The following is a 22,452-nucleotide window of genomic DNA, read 5'->3' on the forward strand; positions in this document are numbered from 1 at the left end:
CCTCGGTCTCTAGCAAATGATGTGGTGCCGACGACCGCGTGAAAGCGAAGTTCGTAGATTCCATGAGGCGGTGAGCGTGGCCTTTCCGATAAGGTTTGGGTTTCCACACTCGAACCCCTCGGAGAGTCAGATGCAAGCATCCACCGTAGCCACGCCCACCGCCGGCCATATTGGCACAATTTTCGTTGCAATCGAACTGAGCCAGCGGAGCTGGCGGGTCGCGCTGCACAGCCCGGACAAGGACAAGATATCGCACCACAAGCTGGAGGGTGGCGATCATGCCGAGCTGTTGGCGTTGGTGGGTCGGGTTCGGGAGCGGGCGGCTCGAACGCTGGGAGGCGTTCCGGCGGTGGCGAGCTGCTACGAGGCGGGCTACGACGGGTTCTGGCTGCACCGGCTGCTGCTGGCGGCCGGCATCACGAACTACGTGTTTGATCCCGCCAGCATTGCGGTGGACCAGCGGGCGCGGCGGGTGAAGACCGACCGGATCGATGGCGAGCGGATGCTGCGCACGCTGATGGCGTATCTGCGCGGCGAGCCGCGGGTGGTGCGGATCGTCCGGGTGCCTGCCGCCGAACAGGAGGACGCCCGCCGCGGCAGCCGCGAACGCGACCGGCTGATCAAGGAGCAAACCGCTCACACCAACCGGATCAAGGCACTGCTGCGGCTGCGGGGCATGGCGGTCGGGAACCCGCGGCGGCGCGACTGGCTGAGCTGGCTGGCAACGCAGCGGGATTGGCAAGGCCAGGCGGTGCCGCCGCGGATGCTGAGCGAGATCAGGTCCGAGCACGCGCGGCTGATGCTGGTGCGCGATCGGCTCGATGCGCTCGCGCAGGAGGCGGCCGCAGCGGAGCCAATGCCTGCGGAAGCCGAGATGACCCGGCGCAGCGAACTGCTGCGCCGGCTCAAATGTCTCGGCCCGGCGTTCGCGACGACGCTGACCAGCGAGGTGTTCTACAAGGACTTCCGCAATCGCCGCGAGGTCGGGAGTTATTTCGGGCTGACGCCCAGTCCGTGGCGGAGCGGCGGCATCGACCGCGACCAGGGCATCAGCAAGGCGGGCAACCCGCGCGCCCGCTGTGCCGCGATCGAACTGGCCTGGCTGTGGCTGCGGCATCAGCCGGACAGCAAGCTGACCTTGGAGTACCGCAAACGCACGCTCGATGCCGGCAAGCGCATCAAGCGCGTCGCCATCGTCGCCCTGGCGCGCAAGCTGATGGTGGCGCTGTGGCGCTACCTCACGACCGGTCTCGTGCCGGAAGGCGCGGTGCTCAAGGCCGTAAAGATCTAAACACTTTCAACGAACGCGTCAGCGTCGCGGCATCTGCCGCGGTCAGCGCGGGATGGATGGTGACCGTGCCACCCTTGGGCCAGCAAACAGGCTGTTTCGTAGATGGGTCTCATCCTCGTGGCTTCCTCGCCGCATGCATGCGGAATGTGGGTGCGGATCACAGCGGTCCGACCGGATATGAGGTGATGCAGTGAGCAACTGCATAAATCGCCGGAAGCCAGTCCCTGAGCGCACCGACCGCGGCGGCACGCTGCGCTACGCATGGCTCCGCGCGCCGCCGCTCCACCGAACGTAAAAATCACATCCAAGCCCTGTCGGGATGCTTGACTCAAAACGCCTCATATGAGGGTGGGCAAAGGCGCGGTAGCGACGTGCCCACCATCCATCATCAATCGAGCTGCTCGATGGTGGGCACGCTTCGCTTTGCCCACCCTACGCGACGTCAGCGCACGCCAATCGTCAATTCGGCGCAGGACTACGCCTCTCGCGCGTAGCGCGGCAGATCGGCTTTCAGCATTTCCAGGACGTCGTCCCTCACGGGATCGCGCGTGCCGCGGGTGAAGGCGGCCGCGAGCGGCAGCTTGTTCATGTCGGAGGCGGCAAGGCGGATGAAGCGAACGCCACGCGTTGCCATGCGCGATGTCCAGCGCGGGACGATGGCAACGCCAAGGCCTGTGGAGACCAGGTTGACGATGGTCTGCTTCTCGTCGGCGATTTGCGCGACGCGCGCCTCGTGCCCGGCCTCGGCGAACAGTTTCATGGTAAGGTCATGGCTGTGCGGGCGCGACCGGCGTTCGGGTACGATCAGCGGTTCATCTTCGAGATCGGCGATGCTCAGGCGCTTACGCGTCGCAAGCGGATGACGCTCCGCTACCGCGACGACCGCCGTCTCGTGCAGCAGGAAGAGAAACTCCAGCCGTTTGTCGGGTCTATCAGGCGGACGCACGAAGGCGAGATCGAGCCGGCCGGACAACAGGCGCGGCAGCAGGCGCACGGTCTTGTCCTCGACCAGTTGCACGGTGACGTCGGGCCGGCGCTTGCGGAAGTCGTGCAGGAGCGGCGGCAACAATCCCGCGGCGGCGCTATCGATCGCGCCAACGCGGATGATCGCGGCGCGCTTGCGACCGCGCGTGCGGAATTTTTCGGCGAGCGTATCGGCCTGCGCCAACAATGCCCTCGCCTCCCTGAGTAGCACCGCGCCATCGTCGGTCAGCGCGACGCTGCGCGTCGTGCGCGTCATCAGCCGCGTGCCGAGGTCCTCTTCGAGCAGCCGGATGAAGCGGCCGAGCGCCGACGGCAGCATGTCGAGCCGCTGCGCGGCGCGGCCAAAATGCAGTTCCTCTGCGGCGGCCACGAAGCAGCGCAAGTGATGCAGGTCCATCGGTCCTCCCGGGACCGGATTATATCAATTTTTTGTATAAATGCGAGGCAATTGCCTCTCCCCAGCCACGGCCGCAAGCTGCATTCGGTCGTCAAAGGCGCGAAAAACCACAGGAAATGGACATGCGTGAATATTCGATCGCGGCGATCCCCGCCGATGGTATCGGCCCGGAAGTGATCGCCGCCGGCGTGCAGGCGCTCGAGAGCCTGCAGAAGCGCCTCGGCGACGTGAAGTTCAATGTCGAGACCTTCGATTGGGGTTCCGACTACTACCGCAAGCACGGCGTGATGATGCCGACCGACGGCCTCGCGACGCTGAAAAAATTCGACGCGATCTATTTCGGTGCGGTCGGCGCACCCGACGTTCCCGACCACATCACGCTGTGGGGCCTGCGCCTGCCAATCTGCCAGGGCTTTGACCAATACGCCAATGTGCGGCCGACCCGGATCCTGCCCGGCATCACCTCGCCGCTGCGCCATGCCGGTCCCGGCGACCTCGACTGGGTGATCGTGCGCGAAAATTCCGAAGGCGAATATGCCGGCTGTGGCGGCCGGGTGCATCGCGGGCTGCCGGAGGAAGTCGGCACCGAAGTGGCGGTGTTCACCCGCGTCGGCGTCCAGCGCATCATGCGCTACGCGTTCAAGCTGGCACAGTCGCGCCCGCGAAAACTGCTCACCGTCGTCACCAAGTCGAACGCGCAGCGGCACGGCATGGTGATGTGGGACGAGATCGCCGACGAAGTCTCGAAAGAATTTCCCGACGTCACCTGGGACAAGATGCTGGTCGATGCAATGACAGTCAGGATGACGCTGAAACCGCAGAGCCTCGATACCATCGTCGCCACCAACCTCCACGCCGACATCCTGTCCGACCTCGCCGGCGCGCTGGCCGGCAGCCTCGGCGTGGCGCCGACCGCGAACATCGATCCCGAGCGGCGCTTCCCTTCGATGTTCGAGCCGATCCACGGCTCGGCGTTCGACATCACCGGCAAGGGCATCGCCAATCCGGTGGCGAGCTTCTGGACGGCGTCGCAGATGCTCGACCATCTCGGCGAATCCGAAGCCTCGGCGCGGCTGATGCGTGCCGTGGAAAAGGTCACGGGCGACGGCATCACCACGCCGGATGTCGGCGGCACCGCGACGACAAAGGATGTCACCCAGGCCGTTGTGGACGCCATCCATAGCTCCAACGTGTGACGGCCTGTCACCGGCGTAGCGAACTGCGCGCGAGGCAAAAATGCCCGCGCAACAAATCAAAACAAGAATTTTGGGAGGTGCAGATGCAAATGGGAAAGACGGCCGCTATCGCGCTTGCGTTCGCCATGGTCAGTTCTGCAAGCCAGGCGCAGAATTACCCGAGCCGGCCGATCACCCTGCTGGTGCCCTTCGCCGCAGGCGGCGCCACCGACACGGTGGCGCGGGTGACCGCGCAGTCGATGTCGAAACTGCTCGGACAGACGATTGTCGTCGAGAACGCCACAGGCGCCGGCGGCACCATCGCGGCGACGCGGGCCTCGCGCGCCGAACCGGACGGCTACACAATCCTGATCCACCACATCGGCATCTCCACGGCGGCGACGCTCTACCGCAAGCTCGCCTACGACACCAAGACGGCGTTCGCGCCGATCGGCCTCGTCACCAACGCGCCGATGACGATCATCGGCCGTCCCGATCTGCCGCCGAACACGCTCGCCGAGCTCGTCACCTATATCAAGGCCAATGGCGACAAGATGACGTTTGGCAACGCCGGCTTGGGAGCTGCCTCACATCTCTGCGGCTTGCTGTTCATGAACGCGATCGGCAAGGAAATCCTGACCGTGCCATACAAGGGCAATGCCCCCATCATGAACGATCTGATCGCCAAGCAGATCGACCTCTCCTGCGACCAGACCACCAACACCACGGGCCCGATCGCCTCGAAGCTGATCAAGGCCTACGCCATCACCACAAAGACCCGGCTCGCGTCGATGCCCGATCTTCTCGCTGCCGATGAGTCCGGCCTGAAAGGCTTTGAGCTCGGCGCCTGGCACGGCATCTATGCGCCGAAGGGCACGCCCGACGACATCGTTCAGAAACTCGCCAAGACGCTGCAGGATGCGCTGCGCGATCCCGATCTCGTAAAGCGGTTCAACGACATCAACACCGAGCCTGTGCCGCAGAACGAAGCGACGCCCGAGGCCTTGAAGGCAAAACTGATCAGCGAGGTCGATCGGTGGGCACCGATCATCAAGGCGGCGGGACAATTCGCGGATTGAGTAAACCGTTGATTGGAGTGCGCGCGGCCTTAAAACTTGTGGCGGTGATAATCGGGCAACCACACTGCCAAATGCATTCGCCAAAAAAACTTTTCGGTAGGTTCACTTCCGGACAGACGCGCGGTTTTGGCTGCCAATATCATCGAGCCTCACCATTTTCATTCCGACCGAGGGCAGGCTGATGAAGAATTCGTCAGACGAGGCGATGACGCCCCTCAAGCAACATGCCGTCGACGCACTGCGGCGCGCCCGAAAACTACCTGTGGGCCCGCATCGCAATGACCTGAGGCAACTTGCCATGGGGCTGCGCCGCCTCGACCGGGAGGGGATCGGGAGAAATTTCCATCATCGGGAAGCCGGTCTGCAAGGGATTGCCGAGACGCGGTATCCGGGCTGAAGTCGCGCTTCTAAAAAATTCAGCGTTCGCCACCGAACAGCGCGCGTGCATTGCCGTGCGCGATCTGCACCGGCGTTGCGGCTGCGTAGCGCGAACTCATGCGCATGAGGAGAGCCCGCGCCTCACGGCACCAGAGTGGCGGAGGCGCGGCTGTGCGTAAGGCCTGCTACGTCCCAGGCGTTCTGACGACCAGTTTTATGTTCAAGAGGTTGACGCCCTTGAACGGGTTCGGCGCGCTTTCGATGGTGCCCGTGCCCGTAGCGTTCGCATAGGCGCCCGTGCCCGAGAGGATCGTATATTCGCCGTTTGACCGGCCGTCTTTGACCGAGCCGGCGTAACGCGCCGTGATCGAGCCCTCCTCGAACGTGTAGGTGCTGTAGCCGAAGAAGGAGCCGGTGCCTTTGAGCGTGTCTGAGGAATTGACGAACTCTTTCACCCCCATACGGCCATCCTTGAAGACGGCGACACCGAACAGTTTGCCGGACGCGACCGTCTGTCCCTCGATGTTTGCAACCTCTGTTATTTTGAAGTCGATCGGCTTGGTGACGAGTTTGAATTCGAGTACCTGCTCTCCGGCTGAAGCGGGCGACGCCGCAATGGCCAGAGCCACGCCGGAAAGGAAAACGGCGAGTGACTTGCGCATGTGCTCCTCCTGCGTTTGCTGATCTGGAATGCTTGCCGTGCCTCGCCAGCGGCTGACGTTTCCGGGATTGCCCAGCATGCAGGCTCGGACACAACTATAGGTCTTAGCGAGGGAAGAAAGGTTCAGCGCTCGGTCCCGTGCTCAGAAACCGTAACATGATGCCGTCAATCGCCCAGGAAGCCTCCCCTGAACGTCTCACGCTCCGCCATTTTCCGCGATGCCGCTCACCGCTCCCCACCGAACAGTGCGCGTGCATTGCCGTGCGCAATCTGCGCTGCGACCTTCGGCGGCAACTGCGCGAGCCACGCGCGATAGCCCGCCATGATCTGGCCGTAGCTGTCCCAACGCTCGTTGATCCAGGTGTCGGAGCCGAGCAGGAAGCGGTCCGGGAAACGCTCGAACAGCGCGCGCCACTCAGCCGTCAGCTTACTGCCGCCGTCGGTGATGCCGCCGCGGTAGGATAGTTCACCCCACAGCTTCGGATATTTCGTCAGCATCTCGGCGACGCGATCGGTCGAGAGACCAAAGCCGGTGTGAGCCCAGATGATGCGGGCACGCGGGTTGTGGCGCATCAGGATTTCGACGGCGACGTCGTCGGCATGGGCGTGCAGATAGAGGTCGTGCTCGACCGCGAAATCGACGGTCTTCCTCACCCACTCGGTATCGGCGGCCTTGCCCGAGATGTGGAATTCGCCGATGCCGCGGTAATAGCCGCGTTTGAATTCGTCCTGCACGAGGTCGAAGATGAAGGGATCGCCGAACCAGGTCTGGATATCGGCGCGCACCCGATACGGCCGGATGAAGGGGACGATCTGCAGGCCCTGCGGCTTCGCGTCCATCAGGGCATGCGTGCCGGTGTTGGGGCGGCTGGTGGCGAGGATGCCGGTAACGCGGTGCTTTCTGAACAGCGCCAGCACCTCGTCGATGCCAAAATGGGGCTTTGGCTCCCAATTGTAGTGCAGGTGCGCGTCGAAGATCTCGATTGGTTCGTCCGCCCGCGCCTGCCCTGCCATACCCGCCGTCCATGCGAGCACCAGGATGGCAGCGCATCGCAATGCGGATCGAGCCAGTTGCCCGATGGCGCTCATTCGGCGGCGACCACGTGCGGCCGCTCCTCGCCCGGTTCTTCCAGTTGCGGTTCGAGCTTGCGCCGCAGGCGGCGGTCGACGCGGTCGAGATAGATGTAGATCACGGGCGTGATGTACAGCGTCAGCAGTTGCGACAGGCAGAGGCCGCCGACCACCGCGATGCCGAGCGGCTGGCGCAGCTCGGCGCCGGCGCCCGCACCGAGCGCAATCGGCAGCGTACCGAAGATCGCGGCAAACGTCGTCATCATGATCGGGCGGAAGCGCAGCAGCGCCGCCTCGCGGATCGCGTGCTCGGCGCTCAGGCCGACGCGGCGGCGCTCCAGCGCAAAGTCCACCATCATGATCGCGTTCTTCTTGACGATGCCGACCAGCATCACGATGCCGATCATGGCGATGACCGACATCTCCATCCCGAACAGCATCAACGTCAGGATCGCGCCGATGCCGGCCGACGGCAGGCCCGAGATGATCGTGATCGGGTGGATGAAGCTCTCGTAGAGAATGCCGAGGATGACGAAGGCGGCGAACACCGCGGCGAGGATCAGGACGCCCTGCCCGCGCAGCGAATCCTGGAACACCTGCGCGGTGCCGGAGAATCCGGTCGCAATCGTCGCCGGCAGGTTCGAGGCCTGCTCGAGCTCGGTGATCTTGTCGACCGCATAGCCCAGCGAATAGCCGGGCGCGAGGTTGAAGGAGATCGTCACCGCCGGCTGCTGGGCCTGATGGTTGATCTGCAACGGACCGACGCTCGGAACCAGTTTCGCCACCGCCGACAACGGAATGGTCTGGCCGTTCTGCGTCTTCATGTAGAGCTTGGAGAGATCCGACGGGTCGACTTTGAACTGCGGCTGCACTTCCAGAATGATCTGGTAGTCGTTCGACGGCATGTAGATGGTGCCGACCTGGCGCGAGCCGTAGGCGTTGTAGAGCTGGTTGCGCACCTGATCGACGGTGACGCCGTAGACGGCCGCCTTCTCGCGGTCGATATCGACCGTCATTTGCGGGTTCTTAATGTAGAGGTCGGTGGTGACGTCGAACAGGCCCGGCAGCTTCTCGATCTTGTCGCGCATCTCGGGCGCCAGGCGGTACAGCGAGTCGGTGTCGCCGCTCTGCATCACGTATTGATACTGACTCTTGGAAATCCGGCCGCCGATGTTGAGGTTCTGGATCGGCTGGAAGAAGGCCTGGATGCCGGGAATCTTCCGCGCGTTGGCGCGCAGCCGGGCGATGATCGCGTTGAGGTGATCGCGCTCCTTCTTCGGCTTCAGCGCCACGAACAGGCGGCCGTAATTCGCCGTCGTGTTCGGCCCGCCGGCGCCCACGGTGGAGTTGATGTACTCGATCGCGGGATCGGATTTCAGCACCTCGACCAGCGCCTGCTGACGCTCCGTCATTGCCGCGAAAGAGGTGTCGGTAGCGGCTTCGGTGACGCCGATCAGGAAGCCGGTATCCTCCTGCGGAAAGAAACCCTTCGGCACGATCATGTAGAGATAGACGGTGCCGAACAGCGTGGCGAAGGTCACCATCAGCATCAGGAATTTCCGGGCCAGCACCCAATCGAGGGTCCATTCATAGGCGCGCAGCCAGGAATCGAACATCGCCTCGAAGGCACGAAGCACGATGTTCGGGCGCTTGGTCGCGTCGTGGGCTCGCAGCACACGCGCGCACAGCATCGGCGTCAGCGTCAGCGAGACGAAGCCGGACACGATGATCGCGACCGACACCGTGACGGCGAATTCGCGGAACACGCGGCCGACGATGCCGCCCATCAAGAGCACCGGGATGAACACGGCGATCAGCGAGAAGGTGATCGAGATGATGGTGAATCCGATCTCGCGCGCGCCCTTCAGCGCGGCCTCGAACGGCCGCATGCCGTGCTCGATGTGGCGGACGATGTTCTCCAGCATGACGATGGCGTCGTCGACCACGAAGCCGACCGAGAGCGTCAGCGCCAAGAGCGTCATGTTGTTGATGGAATAATCGAGCGCGTACATCACGGCGCAGGTGCCGATCAGGGAGATCGGAACCGCCAGCGCCGGGATGAAGGTTGCGGACGCCGAGCGCAGGAACAGGAAGATCACGAGGATGACGAGTCCAACCGCGATCAGCAGCGTTTCCTCGACGTCGGCCACCGCCTGGCGAATGGATACCGAGCGGTCCATCAGGACGTTGATCGACACCGATGGCGGGATCTGCGCCCGCAGCGTCGGCAGTTTCGCCAGGATCGAATCGACCACCGCCACCGTGTTGGCGTCGGGCTGCTTCTGGATACCGAGCACGATGGAGCGATCGCCGTTCAGCCAGCTGGCGATCTTGTCGTTCTCGACGCTGTCGTAGATCCGCGCCACCTCGTCGAGCTTGACCGGGGAGCCATTGCGCCAGGCCACCACGATCTGGCGATAGTCCATCGCCTTGTCCATCTGGCCCGAGGCCTGCAGCGCCACGTCCTGCTTCGGCCCGTTCAACGTTCCCACCGGGGTCGACGAGTTGGCGGCCGACACCGCATTACGGATGTCGTCCAGCGACAGCCCGCGCGCCGCGGCGGCTTCCGGATCGGCCTGGACGCGAATGGCGAACCTCTGCGCGCCGTAGACGCTGACCTGGGCGACACCAGGAATTTGTGAAATGGTCTGGCCGAGGGTGATCTCGGCATATTCGTTGACGGTAGACAGCGGCAGCGTGGACGAGCCGAGCACTACGAACAGCACCGGAAACTCGGCCGGGTTCACCTTGCGGAAGCTCGGCGGAATTTTCATCTCGATCGGCAGGCGCCGTTGCGCGATCGTCAGCGCGGTCTGCACGTCGAGCGCTGCCGCGTCGATGTTGCGGTTGAGGTCGAACTGGATGGTGATGACGCTGGTGCCCTGCGAGGAGTTCGAGGACATCGAGGAGATGCCGGCAATCGTCGAGAGCTGGCGCTCAATGACGCCGGCAACCGACGCTGCCATGGTATCCGCGCTCGCACCCGGCAATGTCGCGGTCACCGCAATCGTCGGGAAATCCACCCGCGGCAGCGCCGAGACCGGCAGCAGGCGGAAACCGAAGATGCCGAACGCGATGATCGACGCCGTGATCAGCGTCGTCATGACCGGCCGGCGGATGCAGAGTTCGGAGAGGGTCATCGGTCAGGCCCCGGCCTTCTTGGCCCGCGGCTCGACCCGCGTTCCGTCCGACAGCAGCAATTGCCCATCGACCACCACGTCCTCGCCGCCCTCGAGCCCTTCCGAGATCACCGACATGCCCTGCGCGGTGCGGTCGACCTTGACCGGCTGCACCTTGGCCGCGCCGTCCATGACCACGAACACGAAATTGCCGCTCTGACTGCGCTGCACGGCGACCGTCGGCACCACGACCGAATCTTCGGATCGGATGATTAGTTTGGTCGCAACCAGCGTGCCCGGCCACAACGCCTCGTTCTCGTTGGCCATGACGCCGCGCACGGTGACCATGCCGGTGGTCTGATCGACCGTGTTCTCGACCATCGCGACCTTGCCGCTCTCGGAATGCTGACGGCCCGGGATGGTGGCGGTGACGCCGGAGCCGCCCTTGGCCATCGCATCGCGCAAATCGACCAGCACGCGCTGCGGAACCGAGAAGGTCACGTAGACCGGCGCCATCTGGTTGATGACCGCCAGCGGGGTGGTGTCGGCCGGACGGACGAAATTGCCGACCTTCACATTGGCGACGCCGATGCGCCCCGAGAACGGCGCGCGGATCGTTGTGTAGCTCTTCTGGACCTTCAGATTGTCGAGCGCCGCCTGGTCGGCCTTGATGGTGCCGGTCAGGATGTCGGACTGGGTCCTGGCATTGTCGACATTGACCTGCGTGGTGGCCCCCTTGCCGACGAGGTCGTTGAAGCGGCGGAGGTCGCGCTGCGCGCCCTCGAGCTGCGCCTGGTCCTTGGCGAGCACGCCCTCGGCCTGTTCGATCTGCGCGTCGATCTGGCGGCTGTCCAACGTGAATAGCAGATCGCCCTCGTTAACCTTGGCGCCGTCCTCGAAATGAACCGCGAGGATGGTGGTCTCCAGCCGCGACTTCAGCGCCACGCTGGAGATCGGCGTCACCATCCCGATGGCGTCGACATCGACCGGCATCGATTTGCGCTCGGCCTTGGCGAGCTCGACGGAGACCATGCGCGGACGCTGCGGGCCCTGGGCGTTGCTGCTGCCGCCCATCCACGAGGAGCGCGTGATAAAGCCGGCTGCCGTGGCAATGGCGATAGCGCCGACAAGAAGGATTACGGAACGCTTTTTCATATTTTTTTCACGCCCGCCCGTCCTCAAAAGAAAGGACGGGAAGGTCTTCTCCTAGCCCCTTGACGGCGATCTTCGCGCCTTATTTCTAAACGGTTATCACAGCCTCGCTGCACATGGTATGCCACTGCCGGAACAATGTGTAGTTACAATCCCGAGCCATTTTATGCGCGTTGCAACCTGGAACGTTAATTCGATCCGCCAGCGGCTCGAGCACCTTCTGACCTGGCTCAGGGAATGCTCGCCCGACATCGTCTGCCTTCAGGAAATCAAATGCGTGGACGATGCGTTCCCGCGGCTTGAGATCGAGGCGCTCGGCTACAACGTCGTCACCCACGGCCAGAAGACCTTCAACGGTGTCGCGCTACTGTCGAAACTGCCGTTCGACGAGACCAAATCCGGCCTGGCCGGCGATGACGACGACGCCCACGCCAGATTTCTCGAAGGCGTGGTGACGCTCAAGACGGGGGTCATGCGGATCGCCTGCCTTTATCTGCCCAACGGCAACCCGCCGGACACCGATAAATATCCCTATAAACTCAAATGGATGTCGCGGCTTCTTGAGTATTCGAAGGAGCGGCTTAAGGCGGAAGAACCGCTGGTGCTCGCAGGCGACTTTAACGTCATTCCCGCGGCAGCCGACGTCTATAATCCCGCCGCTTGGGGCAACGACGCGCTGTTCCGCCCGCAAACCCGCGAGGCCTTCCAGTCCCTGCTCGGCCTTGGTCTCACGGATGCGCTGCGCGCGGTGACCGACGAGCCCGGCCTCTACACTTTCTGGGACTATCAGGCGGGCGCATGGCAGAAGAACTGGGGCCTGCGAATCGATCACCTCCTGCTGTCGCCGCAGGCAAGCGACCGGCTGACCAATGTCGGGATCGACAGCTATGTGCGCGCCTGGGAGAAGCCGTCCGACCACGTGCCGGTGTGGGCGGATTTCGATCTGGAGACGGCTTGAGTGGGTCAGGCGCAGCGAAGCTGGAGATTCGGGATGCCGCGCCCGAAGATGCCGCTGCCGCCTGCCACGTCCTCAGGGAATCGATTTCGCAATTATGCGTTGCCGACCACGGCAATGATCCGGTGATCCTGAATGCGTGGCTGGCCAACAAGACGCCGGAAATCGTGGCGGGATGGACAAGGCAGAAGGGAAACTCGCTCCTTCTTGCGGTCGAGGGCGATGCCGTCCTAGCTGTCGGGGCCGTAACCGACGGCGGCGAGATCAGGCTGAACTATGTCGCACCCAATGCGCGGTTTCGCGGCGTCAGCCGTGCGTTGCTGAGGGCACTCGAAGCCAGAGCCGCCGGGCGAGGCAATCGCCGCTGCATGCTGACCAGCACCGAGACCGCGCATCGCTTCTATCAGTCGGCGGGGTACATCGACGACGGCGCCCCGACCGGAAAGTTCGGCACGGCTGGCGGCTATCCGATGTCGAAGGAGATTGTTGCGGAATCGTAGGGTGGGCAAAGGCGCCCTCGCGCCGTGCCCACCATCTCTCGGAAATCGTTGGTGTGAACGGTGGGCACGCTGCGCTTTGCCCACCCTACGGCAGTGTTCGAGCCGTCAGTCCCGCTTGCCCTGCACCCAGTGCTCGAGCATCTGCAGCGCGGTGGCGCGGTCGTCGTCGGAGGCCTTGGCGAAAGCGCGGTTGTAGCTTTCGCGGATCCAGGTCTCTTCGGGCGCGGCGTTGTCGCGCGCCAGTGTCAGCCACATCAGGCCGCGGGCGGCCTGTCGCGGCAGCCGGTCGCCGTTGAACAGCATCTGGCCGAGCATGGCCTGCGCCTGATGCTGGCCCTTCTGGGCAGCAAGGCCGAGCCAGCGCGCGCCGTAGCGGAAGTCGTCCCGCGAGGCGTCCGGCGTCTTCAGATAGAGACGCGCCAGATCGTATTGCGCGTCGGCGTTGCCGAAATAGGACGCAGCATAGGAGAACATCTCCCGGGCGCGATCGGTGTCCGGCTTGATCTTCGAGTTCGGGATGCCGTTGAGGTAGTAGCGCCCCAGCGCCACGAAGGCGTTGGCGACGATCGTCGCCTGCGGCGCCGACGGGCTGTCCTCGGCATGCGCGTTGGCGATGCGGCTGAAATATTCGAAGGCGCGCAGGTCATCCTGCACGACGCCATTGCCATCGGCATACATCCGGCCGAGCTTCCACTGCGCCACGGGATGGCCGCCCTCGGCAGCGTACTGCAGCGAGTTGAGGGAGGGCGCGGCGACCGCTGTCGCCGTCGGCGCGGAGGCAGGGGCCTTCTTCAGAGCCTGGGCCGTGACAGCCTGCGCGGCAGCCGGCTGGTTCATCATGGGCAGCGTGGCGTCCGGCTTCACCGGCGCGCCATCAAATGCGAATCCGGGAGCGGCCACCGGCGTGGCCCCCAGCATCAACGCAAGAATGATACGCCTAGATGTCCGCATAACACTGTTTCTCGTGCGCACCACCCGGATGGGTCACAGCCCCGTCCACCGCCGGCCCAACTTGTTGGGCATATTTCCACAGCGCACCCGACGTGTGGTTAGTCTGTCGAGGCACCCATTTGGTTTTACGTTCGGCGAGTTCGGCGTCGGTCAATTTTACGTTAAGGGTCCCGACCTCGGCGTCGATCTCGATAATGTCACCATTCTGCAACAGGGCGATCGGACCGCCCACGGCAGCTTCCGGTCCGACATGGCCGATGCAGAAGCCGCGGGTGGCGCCGGAGAACCGGCCATCGGTGATCAGGGCGACCTTGCCACCCATCCCCTGCCCGGTCAGCGCCGCCGTGGTCGAGAGCATCTCCCGCATGCCGGGACCGCCGCGCGGCCCCTCGTACCGGATCACGATGACTTCGCCTTCCTTGTAGGTTCGCTTCTGGACGGAATCGAAGGCGTCCTCTTCCCGATCAAAGCAGCGGGCAGGACCGGTAAATTTCAACTTCGACATTCCCGCGACCTTCACGATCGCACCCTCCGGAGCGAGATTTCCCTTCAGCCCAACAACGCCTCCCGTAACAGTGATCGGGTTGTCGGCGGGCCGCACCACATCCTGGTGCGGATTCCATTTCACGCTCTTGAGGTTTTCGGCGATCGTACGGCCCGTGACGGTTAGGCAATCTCCGTGCAGGTGGCCATTGTCGAGCAGCGTCTTCATCAGAAGCGGTATGCCGCCAACCTCGAACATGTCTTTGGCAACATAACGGCCCCCTGGCTTCAAATCCGCGACATAAGGAGTCTTTTTGAAGATTTCGGCGACGTCAAATAAGTCAAACTTGATGCCGCATTCATGCGCGATGGCCGGCAGGTGCAGCGCAGCATTGGTCGAGCCGCCGGAGGCGGCAACCACGGCCGCCGCGTTCTCCAGCGAGCGGCGGGTGACGATGTCGCGCGGCCGGATGTTGGCTGCGATCAGCTCCAGAACCTTCTCGCCGGCGGCGGCGCAAAACGCATCGCGAATCTCGTAAGGCGCTGGTGCACCAGCCGAATACGGCAGCGCCAGGCCGATCGCCTCGGATACCGTCGCCATGGTGTTGGCGGTGAATTGTGCACCGCACGCACCGGCTGAGGGGCAGGCCACCCGCTCGATTTCGTCGAGGTCGGCATCCGACATTTCGCCGACCGAATGCTTGCCGACCGCCTCGAACATGTCCTGCACCGTGACCTGCTGGCCGCGGAAATTGCCCGGCAGGATCGAGCCGCCATAGATGAAGATCGAGGGCACGTTGAGTCGGACCATTGCCATCATCATGCCCGGCAGCGACTTGTCGCAGCCGGCCAGCCCGACCAGGGCGTCGTAGGCGTGGCCACGGACGGTCAGTTCGACCGAATCGGCGATGCATTCGCGCGACGGTAGTGATGAGCGCATGCCGTCATGGCCCATGGCGATGCCGTCGGTCACGGTGATGGTGCAGAATTCGCGCGGGGTGCCGCCGGCGGCCGCGACGCCCTTCTTGACCGCCTGGGCCTGGCGCATCAGCGAGATGTTGCAGGGCGCGGCCTCATTCCAGCAGGACGCGACGCCGACGAAAGGCTGGTGGATCTGCTGGGTGGTCAGACCCATCGCGTAGAGATAGGACCGATGGGGAGCGCGCTCCGGCCCCTCCGTCACGTGACGGCTCGGCAACCTCTTCTTGATGTCGGTCTTGGCGTCCATCCGCGGAACCTGTTTCCAGCCATCTCCTTATCGGTCTCGGGAGCAATTTCCCGTCGCCTTCGGGCCAATCAGCTTTGAAAGAAATGGTTTCATGAAGGGGTGTGGCTAAATAGCGGCGCAAGCAAGAGGCGGCCGGGGTGGTTAACCAAATCTTCCCTTACTGTTGCGACCTCGCAACAATCGTGGCTTGGCGGCAACCATTATTCGGACTTATCAATGCCACCGTATCGCCCGGTTCCGGGTAGGCGCCCCTTGATTCGAGAGCCTGGGGCCCTCGCCGCATACAACCTCGGAGCGATCGACAGGAATGTCTCTCCGCCGTTGCCGTCGCCCCCGCCTCCTCCCACCCCATCGAATTTCGACGTTCGACATGCGGGCGCAAACGCCATTCGAACGACAAGCGCTGCAGCATCGAATCGTTTCGAACGCGCGTCTTCGGCAATTGCAGCGCGCTGAAAGTTCGCGCGCTTGCGTTCGAAGCGATCGCGTCAACATTGTGCGGTCGGCACTTTTTGCGTCAGTTTTTCGTCACGCGTGATCCTTGTCGCGATAGATGCGCATCAACGAATTGATCTGTTGATAGCCGAGATGAAACAACGCCGTACGTAACTTGTCGCAGCGGTTTTGATCGCCGACACAATTCGACGGACGCGCGGAAGATCGGTCGCAGTGATGCCTTTCGCGTCACCATATTGCCCCTGCGAAACGCAAATCTGCCGCGCGCACGTCCAGCCACCGGCCCGTTTTCCTGTTCTTCCTTCGATGCGAGTGAAGGATCCTGCCTCACGTCCTTCCCGCGCATCACGCGAGGCTTTCCCAAAGTCCGTGATCGTTTCTAGTTCGTGAGGCCTCTGAGTAAGAGGTTTGAATAATGGCACGCTTCAATCTGAACAGATTCTTCGATGACGGCCGCTTCGAAGATATTTTCGCCAGGTTCGGCGGCGGCAGCGCCGACCATGATCATCTGAACGGGACAACGGCCAACAACACCTTGTTCGGCGGAGCCAAGGCAGACACCCTCGCCGGCATGGCCGGTAGCGACACGCTCAACGGCGGCTCCGGCGACGACAAGGTGTGGGGCGGCTCGGGTAACGACACCCTCACGGGCGGCTCCGGCGGCGACCTTCTCGTCGGCGGCTTCGGCGCAGATCGGATGGATGGCGGCACCGGCAATGACGTCCTGCTCAGCCGCTCGGACTCCGGCGAAATGGTCGCGGCCCAGGACGGCACGACGCGGATCTTCGCGGCCGAATCGGCGGCGTTCAAGGCGGTCAACGACACCATCACCGGCGGCAGCGGGTCTGACACCTTCCGCTTCGAGATGAACGTGAACGCCAAGGAGGAGATCGTCGCCAAGCATGTCAATGCCGACGGCACCATCGACTGGGTTGGCGTGACCGGCGAGAACAACGCCACCCACGACCACTGGGTCGACGGCATCGGCAACGACGTGATCCGCGACTTCAACCGCGCCCAGGGCGACAAGATCGAAATCTCCGGCCACACCGCCGAAGTCAAGTCGATCCAGCACAAGGACAGCAATGGCGACGGCAGGAACGACTACAGCGTGATCACCGTCATCAGCCAGCAGGGCAATGCCGGCGCGCATGACGAGGATCTGCTCGGCACTATCACCGTCTACGGCAACCTCGTGAACAAAAACGATATCGCCGTGACCCAGACGGTGTATGGCGCCTACGAGAAGGTCGGCGAACTCGCCGACGGCGTGCACTTCGATCTGGAGGACGACGGCATCCTGGCCAATGGCGGCACCGACGGCGGCCACCACAACGAAGCCACCGCGATGGCCAACATGGCCATGTACGGCTAAGCCGAAAACAACAAGACACAATCACGGACGAGGGCCGCCTCCCGGCCGCCCTTGTTCTCCAGCGTCCGGTGTCGATTGCAGCGTCGCCGGGCGCTGGACTGCGTCGAAGCGTTCTCTTTAAGCCATCCGGCAAGTAGCCCGCATGGGTGAAGCGACATGAGCGACATGCGGGGCTACCATCCCGGATGTCGCTGAACTACGGCGGACAAGTCGCCTATCGGGTGAGCACGTGCGCGCCGCTACGCTGGAACTCGTCGGGTTCCATCTGCCTCATTTTGCGCGTGTTTGTTGTGTAGACGCGACAATTGCATCTTGTGAGTTGTGGCAATCTTTCGAACAGTTCGGGCCACACGCATCACGCGATCTCTTGGTTTTCGACAGTGTTTGTGACGTGGGTTTCGCAGGGGGGCCATGGAATGAACCGATGCTTGCGCTCGCTGTCTTGTTTTTTCACGCTAGCTGGACTCACTCTCTTCTCGACGGATGCGACCGCGCGGGCCAGCCATAAGCCACATGCCCAGAAAGCGCACGAAGCGACCAAGAAGTCGCCCGTGGCGAAAGAGGCTCGCCCCCATCGCAGCGCGGCGTCCGGAAAACGCCGGCACGCCAAGCACGCTTCCGCACAACGCAAGGCGAAGCCGTCGAAGGCTCCGCCTGCTCCCAAGGAGGCTATCGCTCCCCTGACGGGCGATCTCGCGCTGGTGAAGGAAGCCATCGAGCTCGCGCGCAAGGCAAAGACCGAAGAGGCGACCGACGTCAGGAACAGGATCGCGGATCCGGGGGCGCAAAAGCTCGTCGAGTGGTTCATCCTGCGCCACCCGGCCACGATAGCGAATTTCGGCCGTTACGCGGCATTCCTCGCCGCTAATCCGGAATGGCCGAGTGCGGCGTTGCTGCGCCGGCGCGCCGAGGCCCGGTTGTGGGAGCAGCGCAGCGATGCGGCAACGGTCCGCGGCTTCACCAGCGATCGGCCCACCTATGCCAAGGGCAAGTTGGCGCTGGCGCGCGTGCTGCTGGCAGAGAACGATCGAGACGGCGCGGCCAGGCTGGTACGCGACGCATGGCGATCGGACGAACTGTCGGAGCGCCTGGAGACGGATGTGCTCGAGACGTTCCGTGACTTTCTCAATCGCGATGACCACCGCGCGCGCATGGACAGGCGCATCGGCGCCAAGGATCTCGACGGCGCGAAGCGCGCCGCGCGGCGGCTTGGCGACGACGAGCTTGCAATCGTGAAGGCTTGTGCCGCGGTCAGGGGAAAATCAGACAAGGCGAAGGATGCACTCGACGATGTCGCCGTCGAGGCACGGCAGGATCTCGGCTACACCCTTTGCCGCATCCAGTGGATGCTCGCCGAAAAGCGCATTGACGATGCGGTCCGCCTGATGCTGGCCGCGGCGCCCGAGACCATGGCGCTGCAGGACACCGATCAATGGTGGCGCGAACGGCGCATGCTCGCCCGCAAGCTGCTCGATGACGGCAAGTTCCAGACGGCCTACGATGTGATCCGCCCCGCCGCGCTGCCGGCCAATGAATACTACCGGTCCGACTACCACTTCATGTGCGGCTGGATAGCCCTGCGCTACCTCGACGACCCCGCCACGGCGGCCCGGCATTTCGCCCGCATCGATGAGGGGCAGGTCAATCCGACCGTGCTGTCGCGTGCGAACTACTGGCGCGGACGCGCGGCCGAAGCCCTTGGCCAGGCGGATGCGATGCGCTTGAGCTATGAAGCGGCCGCCCGCTATCCGACCGCTTATTACGGGCAGCTCGCGCGCGCCAGGATTGGCCGTGACCAGATCGAGCTACGCGCGCCCTCACCCGTTCTCGCGTCCGCCGATGCTTCCGCCACGGACGAACGCGTGCGCGCCGCCGAGATGCTCTACGAGATCGGCGAGCGCGATGTCGTGCTCTATTTTGCTGCCGATCTCGGCGAGCAAAGCACTGATGTTGTCCTGCTCGAAGCGCTCGGCGAGCTCACCGGCCGCCGCAACGACGCCCGCGCGATGCTGCAGGTCGGAAAGCCTTCGCTCGGCCGCGGACTGCGGCTCGACCATTACGCGTTTCCCATCATCGGGATTCCGCCGCACCGCCAGGTCGCTCCCGAGATCGAGCGCAGCATCATCTATTCGGTGGCGCGTACCGAGAGCGCGTTCGACCAGCGCGACAAGTCTCCGGCAAATGCAGTCGGCCTGATGCAGGTGACACCGGAAGCAGGACGCGATACCGCGAAGCGCTTTGGGATCAGCTACGACTGGGACCGGATGGTTTCCGATCCGGTCTACAATACGCAGATGGGTGCCGCCGAACTGAGCGCGCTACTGAGCGAATACAAGGGCAATCACATCATGACCTTTGCCGGCTACAATGCCGGAAGGGGCCGGGTGCGGGACTGGGTCAAGGCCTATGGCGATCCGCGCAACCCTACGGTCGATCCGGTCGACTGGGTGGAGCGCATTCCGTTTTCGGAGACGCGGAACTACGTCCAGCGGGTGATGGAGAATCTGGCGGTCTACCGCGTGCGGTTTGGCAGCGACACCGCGGTGGCGTCGAAGGCCGACCAGCGCGTCAACACGCAGGAAGTGAATGCGGCGCCGCTGCCGACCTCCGAGGCGGCCGCCGGCCGGTGAAGTTGTGACGGGCAGCTTGGGGCCGGTCTTTGCGCCGCAGCTCCCGGCCGCTGTTCTTGAAGTCACCGACCAGTTCCTTTTTTTGGTGTCGACAGAGATCGCCGGTTGGCCGCCCCGTCGGAAGCGTTCGATCGCATCAAACTGGCCTGGCCAGCCGCATCGTCCACCACCCGCCCGGTACCCAGCAAGTGGAACCGCATCGAGCATCGCATGTTCGCCTTCATCAGCCAGAACTGGCGCGGCAAGCCCTTAGTTGAATCTTGTCGGAAGAGGATAGCGAGATGACTGAACGAATTTCGTTGGAGGGGAAGGTCGCGGTTGTAACTGGGGCAGGCCGCGGGCTGGGGCGGGCATACATCGAACTTCTCGCCGAACGCGGTGCCCGGGTCGCGGTGAACGACCTGGGCACCGACGTATCGGGATCCGGGAAGGACTCCACGATAGCGGAACAGGTGGCCGACCTCATTCGGTCACGTGGAGGCGAGGCAATCGCGAATGACAGCGACGTTTCCACCCCTGAAGGTGGCAGTGACCTGATCGCGACGACCATCGAGCATTTCGGGAGAATAGACCTTCTCGTGAACAACGCTGGTATCTGCGGAAGCCAGCTATTCGAGGATGCCACCCTTGACGATTTCGATCACTATTGGCGCGTGCACCTTGGCGGGCCGGTTAACACGGTGAAGGCGGCCTGGCCGCATATGGTCGCTCAGCGCTACGGGAAGATCGTCCTCACGACGTCAGTCAGCGGCCTGTTCGGACTGCGTGGCCAAGCCACCTATGCGGCGGCGAAGTGCGCAGTAGTTGGACTGATGCGCATTCTTGCAATTGAAGGTGCTGAGCACGGGATTCTCGTGAATACCATTTCCCCAGTCGGGTACACGAGGATGCACCCGGCTGCGGGATCCCGCTTGTCTGAGGCAGATGGAAAAACCACCATGCCGGTTGAGGCTGCTGCGCCAGCGATCGTCTGGCTGGCAAGCGATAGTTGTTCGGAGACGAACAACATCTACAACGTGGGAGCCGGAGCAATCCAACGTATCGCGATCGTTATGGGACCTGGCTTCTACGACGCACATCTGACACCCGAGAGCATCGCCGAGAACTACGCAAAGGTCGAATCGATCAAGGGCTTCTTCGAACCTGGTGCGTTCGAGCCCAGTATTGGCGACGCGTAGATACAAGATACCTGCAAGGGCGAAGTCTTGAGGAACGACGTTACGTCCTGGAGATGATGTCGCTCCCATCAGCTCAAACTGGGGGGTCCAGTGGGACCCAGTCGCACATGACGAACTGGTGATCCACGCTATTTCTTTCCGGGCGCGACCGGCGCAAGGTCAGAATCGCTAGTCACTTCTTTAACCCCGCCCAATTCCCCGCCGGTGAGAATGAATGCCGCGGCAGCCACCGCGATGATTCCGCCGAGAATGAGTCCGATTGTGCCCTTGGCTCGGTTGTCATTGTCAGCCATTGTGCGCTCCGTATACGTATCGGAGCGCTAACGTCCGCGCTACCGGTAGGTTCCCCGTCCCCGGTCTTGCACATTCGTCCGCGCGCGCATCCGGAGCTAGTCCACCTTGACGTTGGCGGCCTTGATCATCGGCCACCATTTTTCGATCTCGGTCTTCTGCCAGGCGCCGAGGGCTTCGGGCGTGAGCTTGTCCTTCGGCGGCATCTGCAGACCGAGGTTTTCGAGCTGCTTGCGCACGGCCGGATCATTCAGGGCGTCAACCGCCGCGGCATTCAGCTTTGCGACGACGTCCTTTGGCGTGCCCTTGGGCACCCAAAGGCCTGACCACAGCGTCATGTGGAATCCCGGCAACCCCGCTTCGTCCACGGTCGGGATGTCGGAGGCGGATTCGACGCGCTTGGAATCCGTGATGGCGTAAGCACGGATGTTGCCGGCGCGCACCTGCCCGATCGAATTCGAGGTCTGGTCGACGATCATGTCGATCTGGCCGGCGACGAGATCGTTCATCGCGGGACCGGTGCCGCGGTACGGCACATATTGCAGCTTGATGCCGGAGACGTTCTCGAAATAGAGCCCGGCGATATGGCTGCCGGAGCCGGCCCCCGCCGTGCCCGCAGTCGCCGGCGTCGGCTGCGCCTTCAGCCACGCCAGAAATTCCTTCAGCGACGTTGCGGGAACCGCCTTCTTGCTGACGATGATCATCGGATTGCTCGGCAACAGCGCGACCGGTTCGAGATCGGTGACGAGATCGTAGCCGAGCTTGTAGATCGCGCCATTGGCGACGTGGGTGCCGAGATGGCCGAAGCTGACCGTGTAACCGTCAGGCGCTGAGCGAACCGCGCGGCCGACGCCGACCGAGCCGCCCGCCCCGGTCACGTTCTCGACCAGGACCTGCTCGCCGAGCGTGACCTTCATGCGTTCGGCGAGGATCCGCGCCATCGCATCCGACGGCCCGCCGGCCGAGAACGGCACGACGATGGTGATGGGGCGCGAGGGGAAGTTTTGGGCGGTTGCGACACTGCCAAACGCCAACCCTGCAATCACGGCCAGAATGATCTTTCGCATCTCGTGCTCCCATCACATTCAGCCGCGTGAC

Annotated in this window: 18 protein-coding genes and 2 pseudogenes; 10 read left to right on the top strand and 10 right to left on the bottom strand. The window is 63.5% G+C overall.

Annotated elements, in window-relative coordinates; all coding sequences use genetic code 11:
* Positions 1-130 precede the first annotated feature (130 nt).
* Entirely contained in the window at positions 131-1,291 is a 1,161-nt protein-coding gene (locus tag LMTR21_RS21680; protein ID WP_148635994.1) for an IS110 family RNA-guided transposase, read from the top strand.
* Between the two features lie 475 nt (positions 1,292-1,766).
* On the opposite strand, the gene LMTR21_RS21685 is transcribed toward LMTR21_RS21680, so the two are convergent.
* The gene (locus tag LMTR21_RS21685) at positions 1,767-2,672 is read right to left on the bottom strand and encodes a LysR family transcriptional regulator (RefSeq protein WP_065756471.1); all 906 of its coding nucleotides are present in this window, start codon (positions 2,670-2,672) and stop codon (positions 1,767-1,769) included.
* Positions 2,673-2,794: 122 nt separating this feature from the next.
* Here LMTR21_RS21685 and LMTR21_RS21690 point away from each other — a divergent pair, with 122 nt between their 5' ends.
* From LMTR21_RS21690 to LMTR21_RS21700, 3 genes are all read left to right on the top strand, one after another.
* Positions 2,795-3,868, top strand: coding sequence for a tartrate dehydrogenase (locus LMTR21_RS21690; RefSeq protein ID WP_065756474.1), 1,074 nt, complete (start codon positions 2,795-2,797; stop codon positions 3,866-3,868).
* An 83-nt stretch (positions 3,869-3,951) separates the two neighbouring features.
* Positions 3,952-4,926, top strand: a complete 975-nt coding sequence (locus tag LMTR21_RS21695) for a tripartite tricarboxylate transporter substrate-binding protein (RefSeq protein ID WP_430642458.1) — start codon at positions 3,952-3,954, stop codon at positions 4,924-4,926.
* Positions 4,927-5,107: 181 nt separating this feature from the next.
* A complete protein-coding gene (locus LMTR21_RS21700) occupies positions 5,108-5,323 on the top strand; it encodes a hypothetical protein (RefSeq protein WP_065756469.1) in 216 nt (71 codons plus the stop codon).
* Positions 5,324-5,489: 166 nt separating this feature from the next.
* Here LMTR21_RS21700 and LMTR21_RS21705 read toward each other — a convergent pair whose 3' ends face one another.
* The 4 genes from LMTR21_RS21705 to LMTR21_RS21720 all read right to left on the bottom strand — a co-directional run bounded on the left by LMTR21_RS21705 (position 5,490) and on the right by LMTR21_RS21720 (position 11,310).
* On the bottom strand, positions 5,490-6,044 hold the full coding sequence (locus LMTR21_RS21705) for a hypothetical protein (RefSeq protein WP_246173948.1): 555 nt from the start codon (positions 6,042-6,044) through the stop codon (positions 5,490-5,492).
* Between the two features lie 146 nt (positions 6,045-6,190).
* Positions 6,191-6,979 carry an amidohydrolase family protein gene (locus tag LMTR21_RS21710; protein ID WP_141688647.1) on the bottom strand — a complete coding sequence of 263 codons (789 nt, stop codon included), beginning with the start codon at positions 6,977-6,979 and terminating at the stop codon, positions 6,191-6,193.
* A 71-nt stretch (positions 6,980-7,050) separates the two neighbouring features.
* Positions 7,051-10,176, bottom strand: a complete 3,126-nt coding sequence (locus tag LMTR21_RS21715; RefSeq protein ID WP_065756467.1) for an efflux RND transporter permease subunit — start codon at positions 10,174-10,176, stop codon at positions 7,051-7,053.
* Between the two features lie 3 nt (positions 10,177-10,179).
* Entirely contained in the window at positions 10,180-11,310 is a 1,131-nt protein-coding gene (locus LMTR21_RS21720) for an efflux RND transporter periplasmic adaptor subunit (protein ID WP_065756466.1), read from the bottom strand.
* A 163-nt stretch (positions 11,311-11,473) separates the two neighbouring features.
* On the opposite strand from LMTR21_RS21720, the gene xth reads away from it, so the two are divergent.
* Positions 11,474-12,265, top strand: coding sequence for an exodeoxyribonuclease III (gene xth, locus LMTR21_RS21725; protein WP_065756465.1), 792 nt, complete (start codon positions 11,474-11,476; stop codon positions 12,263-12,265).
* Positions 12,262-12,762 (top strand): GNAT family N-acetyltransferase, encoded by a 501-nt coding sequence (locus LMTR21_RS21730; protein ID WP_347339116.1) that lies wholly within the window; start codon positions 12,262-12,264, stop codon positions 12,760-12,762. The genes xth and LMTR21_RS21730 overlap by 4 nt, the downstream gene beginning before the upstream one ends.
* A 105-nt stretch (positions 12,763-12,867) precedes the next feature.
* On the opposite strand, the gene LMTR21_RS21735 is transcribed toward LMTR21_RS21730, so the two are convergent.
* Complete coding sequence (locus LMTR21_RS21735; RefSeq protein WP_065756464.1) at positions 12,868-13,713, bottom strand: tetratricopeptide repeat protein; 846 nt, start codon at positions 13,711-13,713, stop codon at positions 12,868-12,870.
* Entirely contained in the window at positions 13,700-15,424 is a 1,725-nt protein-coding gene (gene ilvD, locus LMTR21_RS21740; RefSeq protein WP_065756463.1) for a dihydroxy-acid dehydratase, read from the bottom strand. The genes LMTR21_RS21735 and ilvD overlap by 14 nt, the downstream gene beginning before the upstream one ends.
* Positions 15,425-16,295: 871 nt before the next feature.
* On the opposite strand from ilvD, the gene LMTR21_RS21745 reads away from it, so the two are divergent.
* Positions 16,296-17,255, top strand: coding sequence for a calcium-binding protein (locus LMTR21_RS21745; protein ID WP_065756462.1), 960 nt, complete (start codon positions 16,296-16,298; stop codon positions 17,253-17,255).
* 416 nt (positions 17,256-17,671) lie between these two features.
* Complete coding sequence (locus LMTR21_RS21750; protein ID WP_065756461.1) at positions 17,672-19,885, top strand: transglycosylase SLT domain-containing protein; 2,214 nt, start codon at positions 17,672-17,674, stop codon at positions 19,883-19,885.
* On the opposite strand, the pseudogene LMTR21_RS41855 reads toward LMTR21_RS21750, so the two are convergent.
* A pseudogene (locus LMTR21_RS41855) lies at positions 19,884-19,996 on the bottom strand (ISAzo13-like element transposase-related protein); the annotation flags it as partial. The gene LMTR21_RS21750 and the pseudogene LMTR21_RS41855 overlap by 2 nt on opposite strands.
* A 53-nt stretch (positions 19,997-20,049) precedes the next feature.
* On the opposite strand from LMTR21_RS41855, the pseudogene LMTR21_RS21755 reads away from it, so the two are divergent.
* Together LMTR21_RS21755 and LMTR21_RS21760 are read left to right on the top strand one after the other, a co-directional pair.
* Positions 20,050-20,140: pseudogene (locus LMTR21_RS21755) on the top strand (ISAzo13-like element transposase-related protein); the annotation flags it as partial.
* 26 nt (positions 20,141-20,166) lie between these two features.
* On the top strand, positions 20,167-21,063 hold the full coding sequence (locus LMTR21_RS21760) for an SDR family NAD(P)-dependent oxidoreductase (RefSeq protein WP_210250528.1): 897 nt from the start codon (positions 20,167-20,169) through the stop codon (positions 21,061-21,063).
* A gap of 128 nt (positions 21,064-21,191) precedes the next feature.
* Here the strand turns inward: LMTR21_RS21760 and LMTR21_RS40170 are convergent, their stop codons facing one another.
* Both LMTR21_RS40170 and LMTR21_RS21765 read right to left on the bottom strand, forming a co-directional pair.
* Complete coding sequence (locus tag LMTR21_RS40170; RefSeq protein WP_187399161.1) at positions 21,192-21,356, bottom strand: hypothetical protein; 165 nt, start codon at positions 21,354-21,356, stop codon at positions 21,192-21,194.
* A 96-nt stretch (positions 21,357-21,452) separates the two neighbouring features.
* The gene (locus LMTR21_RS21765; protein ID WP_065754758.1) at positions 21,453-22,421 is read right to left on the bottom strand and encodes a tripartite tricarboxylate transporter substrate binding protein BugD; all 969 of its coding nucleotides are present in this window, start codon (positions 22,419-22,421) and stop codon (positions 21,453-21,455) included.
* Positions 22,422-22,452 lie beyond the last annotated feature (31 nt).

This window comes from Bradyrhizobium paxllaeri (genome assembly GCF_001693515.2).
GTDB classification, from domain to species: Bacteria; Pseudomonadota; Alphaproteobacteria; order Rhizobiales; family Xanthobacteraceae; genus Bradyrhizobium; species Bradyrhizobium paxllaeri.

Bases quoted from the DNA above. Each gene is read 5' to 3' on its own strand.
- LMTR21_RS40170 (WP_187399161.1), bottom strand. From the start codon at position 21,356: ATGGCTGACAATGACAACCGAGCCAAGGGCACAATCGGACTCATTCTC.
- LMTR21_RS21765 (WP_065754758.1), bottom strand. From the start codon at position 22,421: ATGCGAAAGATCATTCTGGCCGTGATTGCAGGGTTGGCGTTTGGCAGT.
- LMTR21_RS21680 (WP_148635994.1), top strand. From the start codon at position 131: ATGCAAGCATCCACCGTAGCCACGCCCACCGCCGGCCATATTGGCACA.
- LMTR21_RS21705 (WP_246173948.1), bottom strand. From the start codon at position 6,044: ATGCTGGGCAATCCCGGAAACGTCAGCCGCTGGCGAGGCACGGCAAGC.
- LMTR21_RS21685 (WP_065756471.1), bottom strand. From the start codon at position 2,672: ATGGACCTGCATCACTTGCGCTGCTTCGTGGCCGCCGCAGAGGAACTG.
- LMTR21_RS21700 (WP_065756469.1), top strand. From the start codon at position 5,108: ATGAAGAATTCGTCAGACGAGGCGATGACGCCCCTCAAGCAACATGCC.
- LMTR21_RS21715 (WP_065756467.1), bottom strand. From the start codon at position 10,176: ATGACCCTCTCCGAACTCTGCATCCGCCGGCCGGTCATGACGACGCTG.
- LMTR21_RS21745 (WP_065756462.1), top strand. From the start codon at position 16,296: ATGGCACGCTTCAATCTGAACAGATTCTTCGATGACGGCCGCTTCGAA.
- LMTR21_RS21760 (WP_210250528.1), top strand. From the start codon at position 20,167: ATGACTGAACGAATTTCGTTGGAGGGGAAGGTCGCGGTTGTAACTGGG.
- LMTR21_RS21720 (WP_065756466.1), bottom strand. From the start codon at position 11,310: ATGAAAAAGCGTTCCGTAATCCTTCTTGTCGGCGCTATCGCCATTGCC.
- xth (WP_065756465.1), top strand. From the start codon at position 11,474: ATGCGCGTTGCAACCTGGAACGTTAATTCGATCCGCCAGCGGCTCGAG.
- LMTR21_RS21710 (WP_141688647.1), bottom strand. From the start codon at position 6,979: ATGGCAGGGCAGGCGCGGGCGGACGAACCAATCGAGATCTTCGACGCG.
- ilvD (WP_065756463.1), bottom strand. From the start codon at position 15,424: ATGGACGCCAAGACCGACATCAAGAAGAGGTTGCCGAGCCGTCACGTG.
- LMTR21_RS21690 (WP_065756474.1), top strand. From the start codon at position 2,795: ATGCGTGAATATTCGATCGCGGCGATCCCCGCCGATGGTATCGGCCCG.
- LMTR21_RS21695 (WP_430642458.1), top strand. From the start codon at position 3,952: ATGCAAATGGGAAAGACGGCCGCTATCGCGCTTGCGTTCGCCATGGTC.
- LMTR21_RS21735 (WP_065756464.1), bottom strand. From the start codon at position 13,713: ATGCGGACATCTAGGCGTATCATTCTTGCGTTGATGCTGGGGGCCACG.
- LMTR21_RS21750 (WP_065756461.1), top strand. From the start codon at position 17,672: ATGAACCGATGCTTGCGCTCGCTGTCTTGTTTTTTCACGCTAGCTGGA.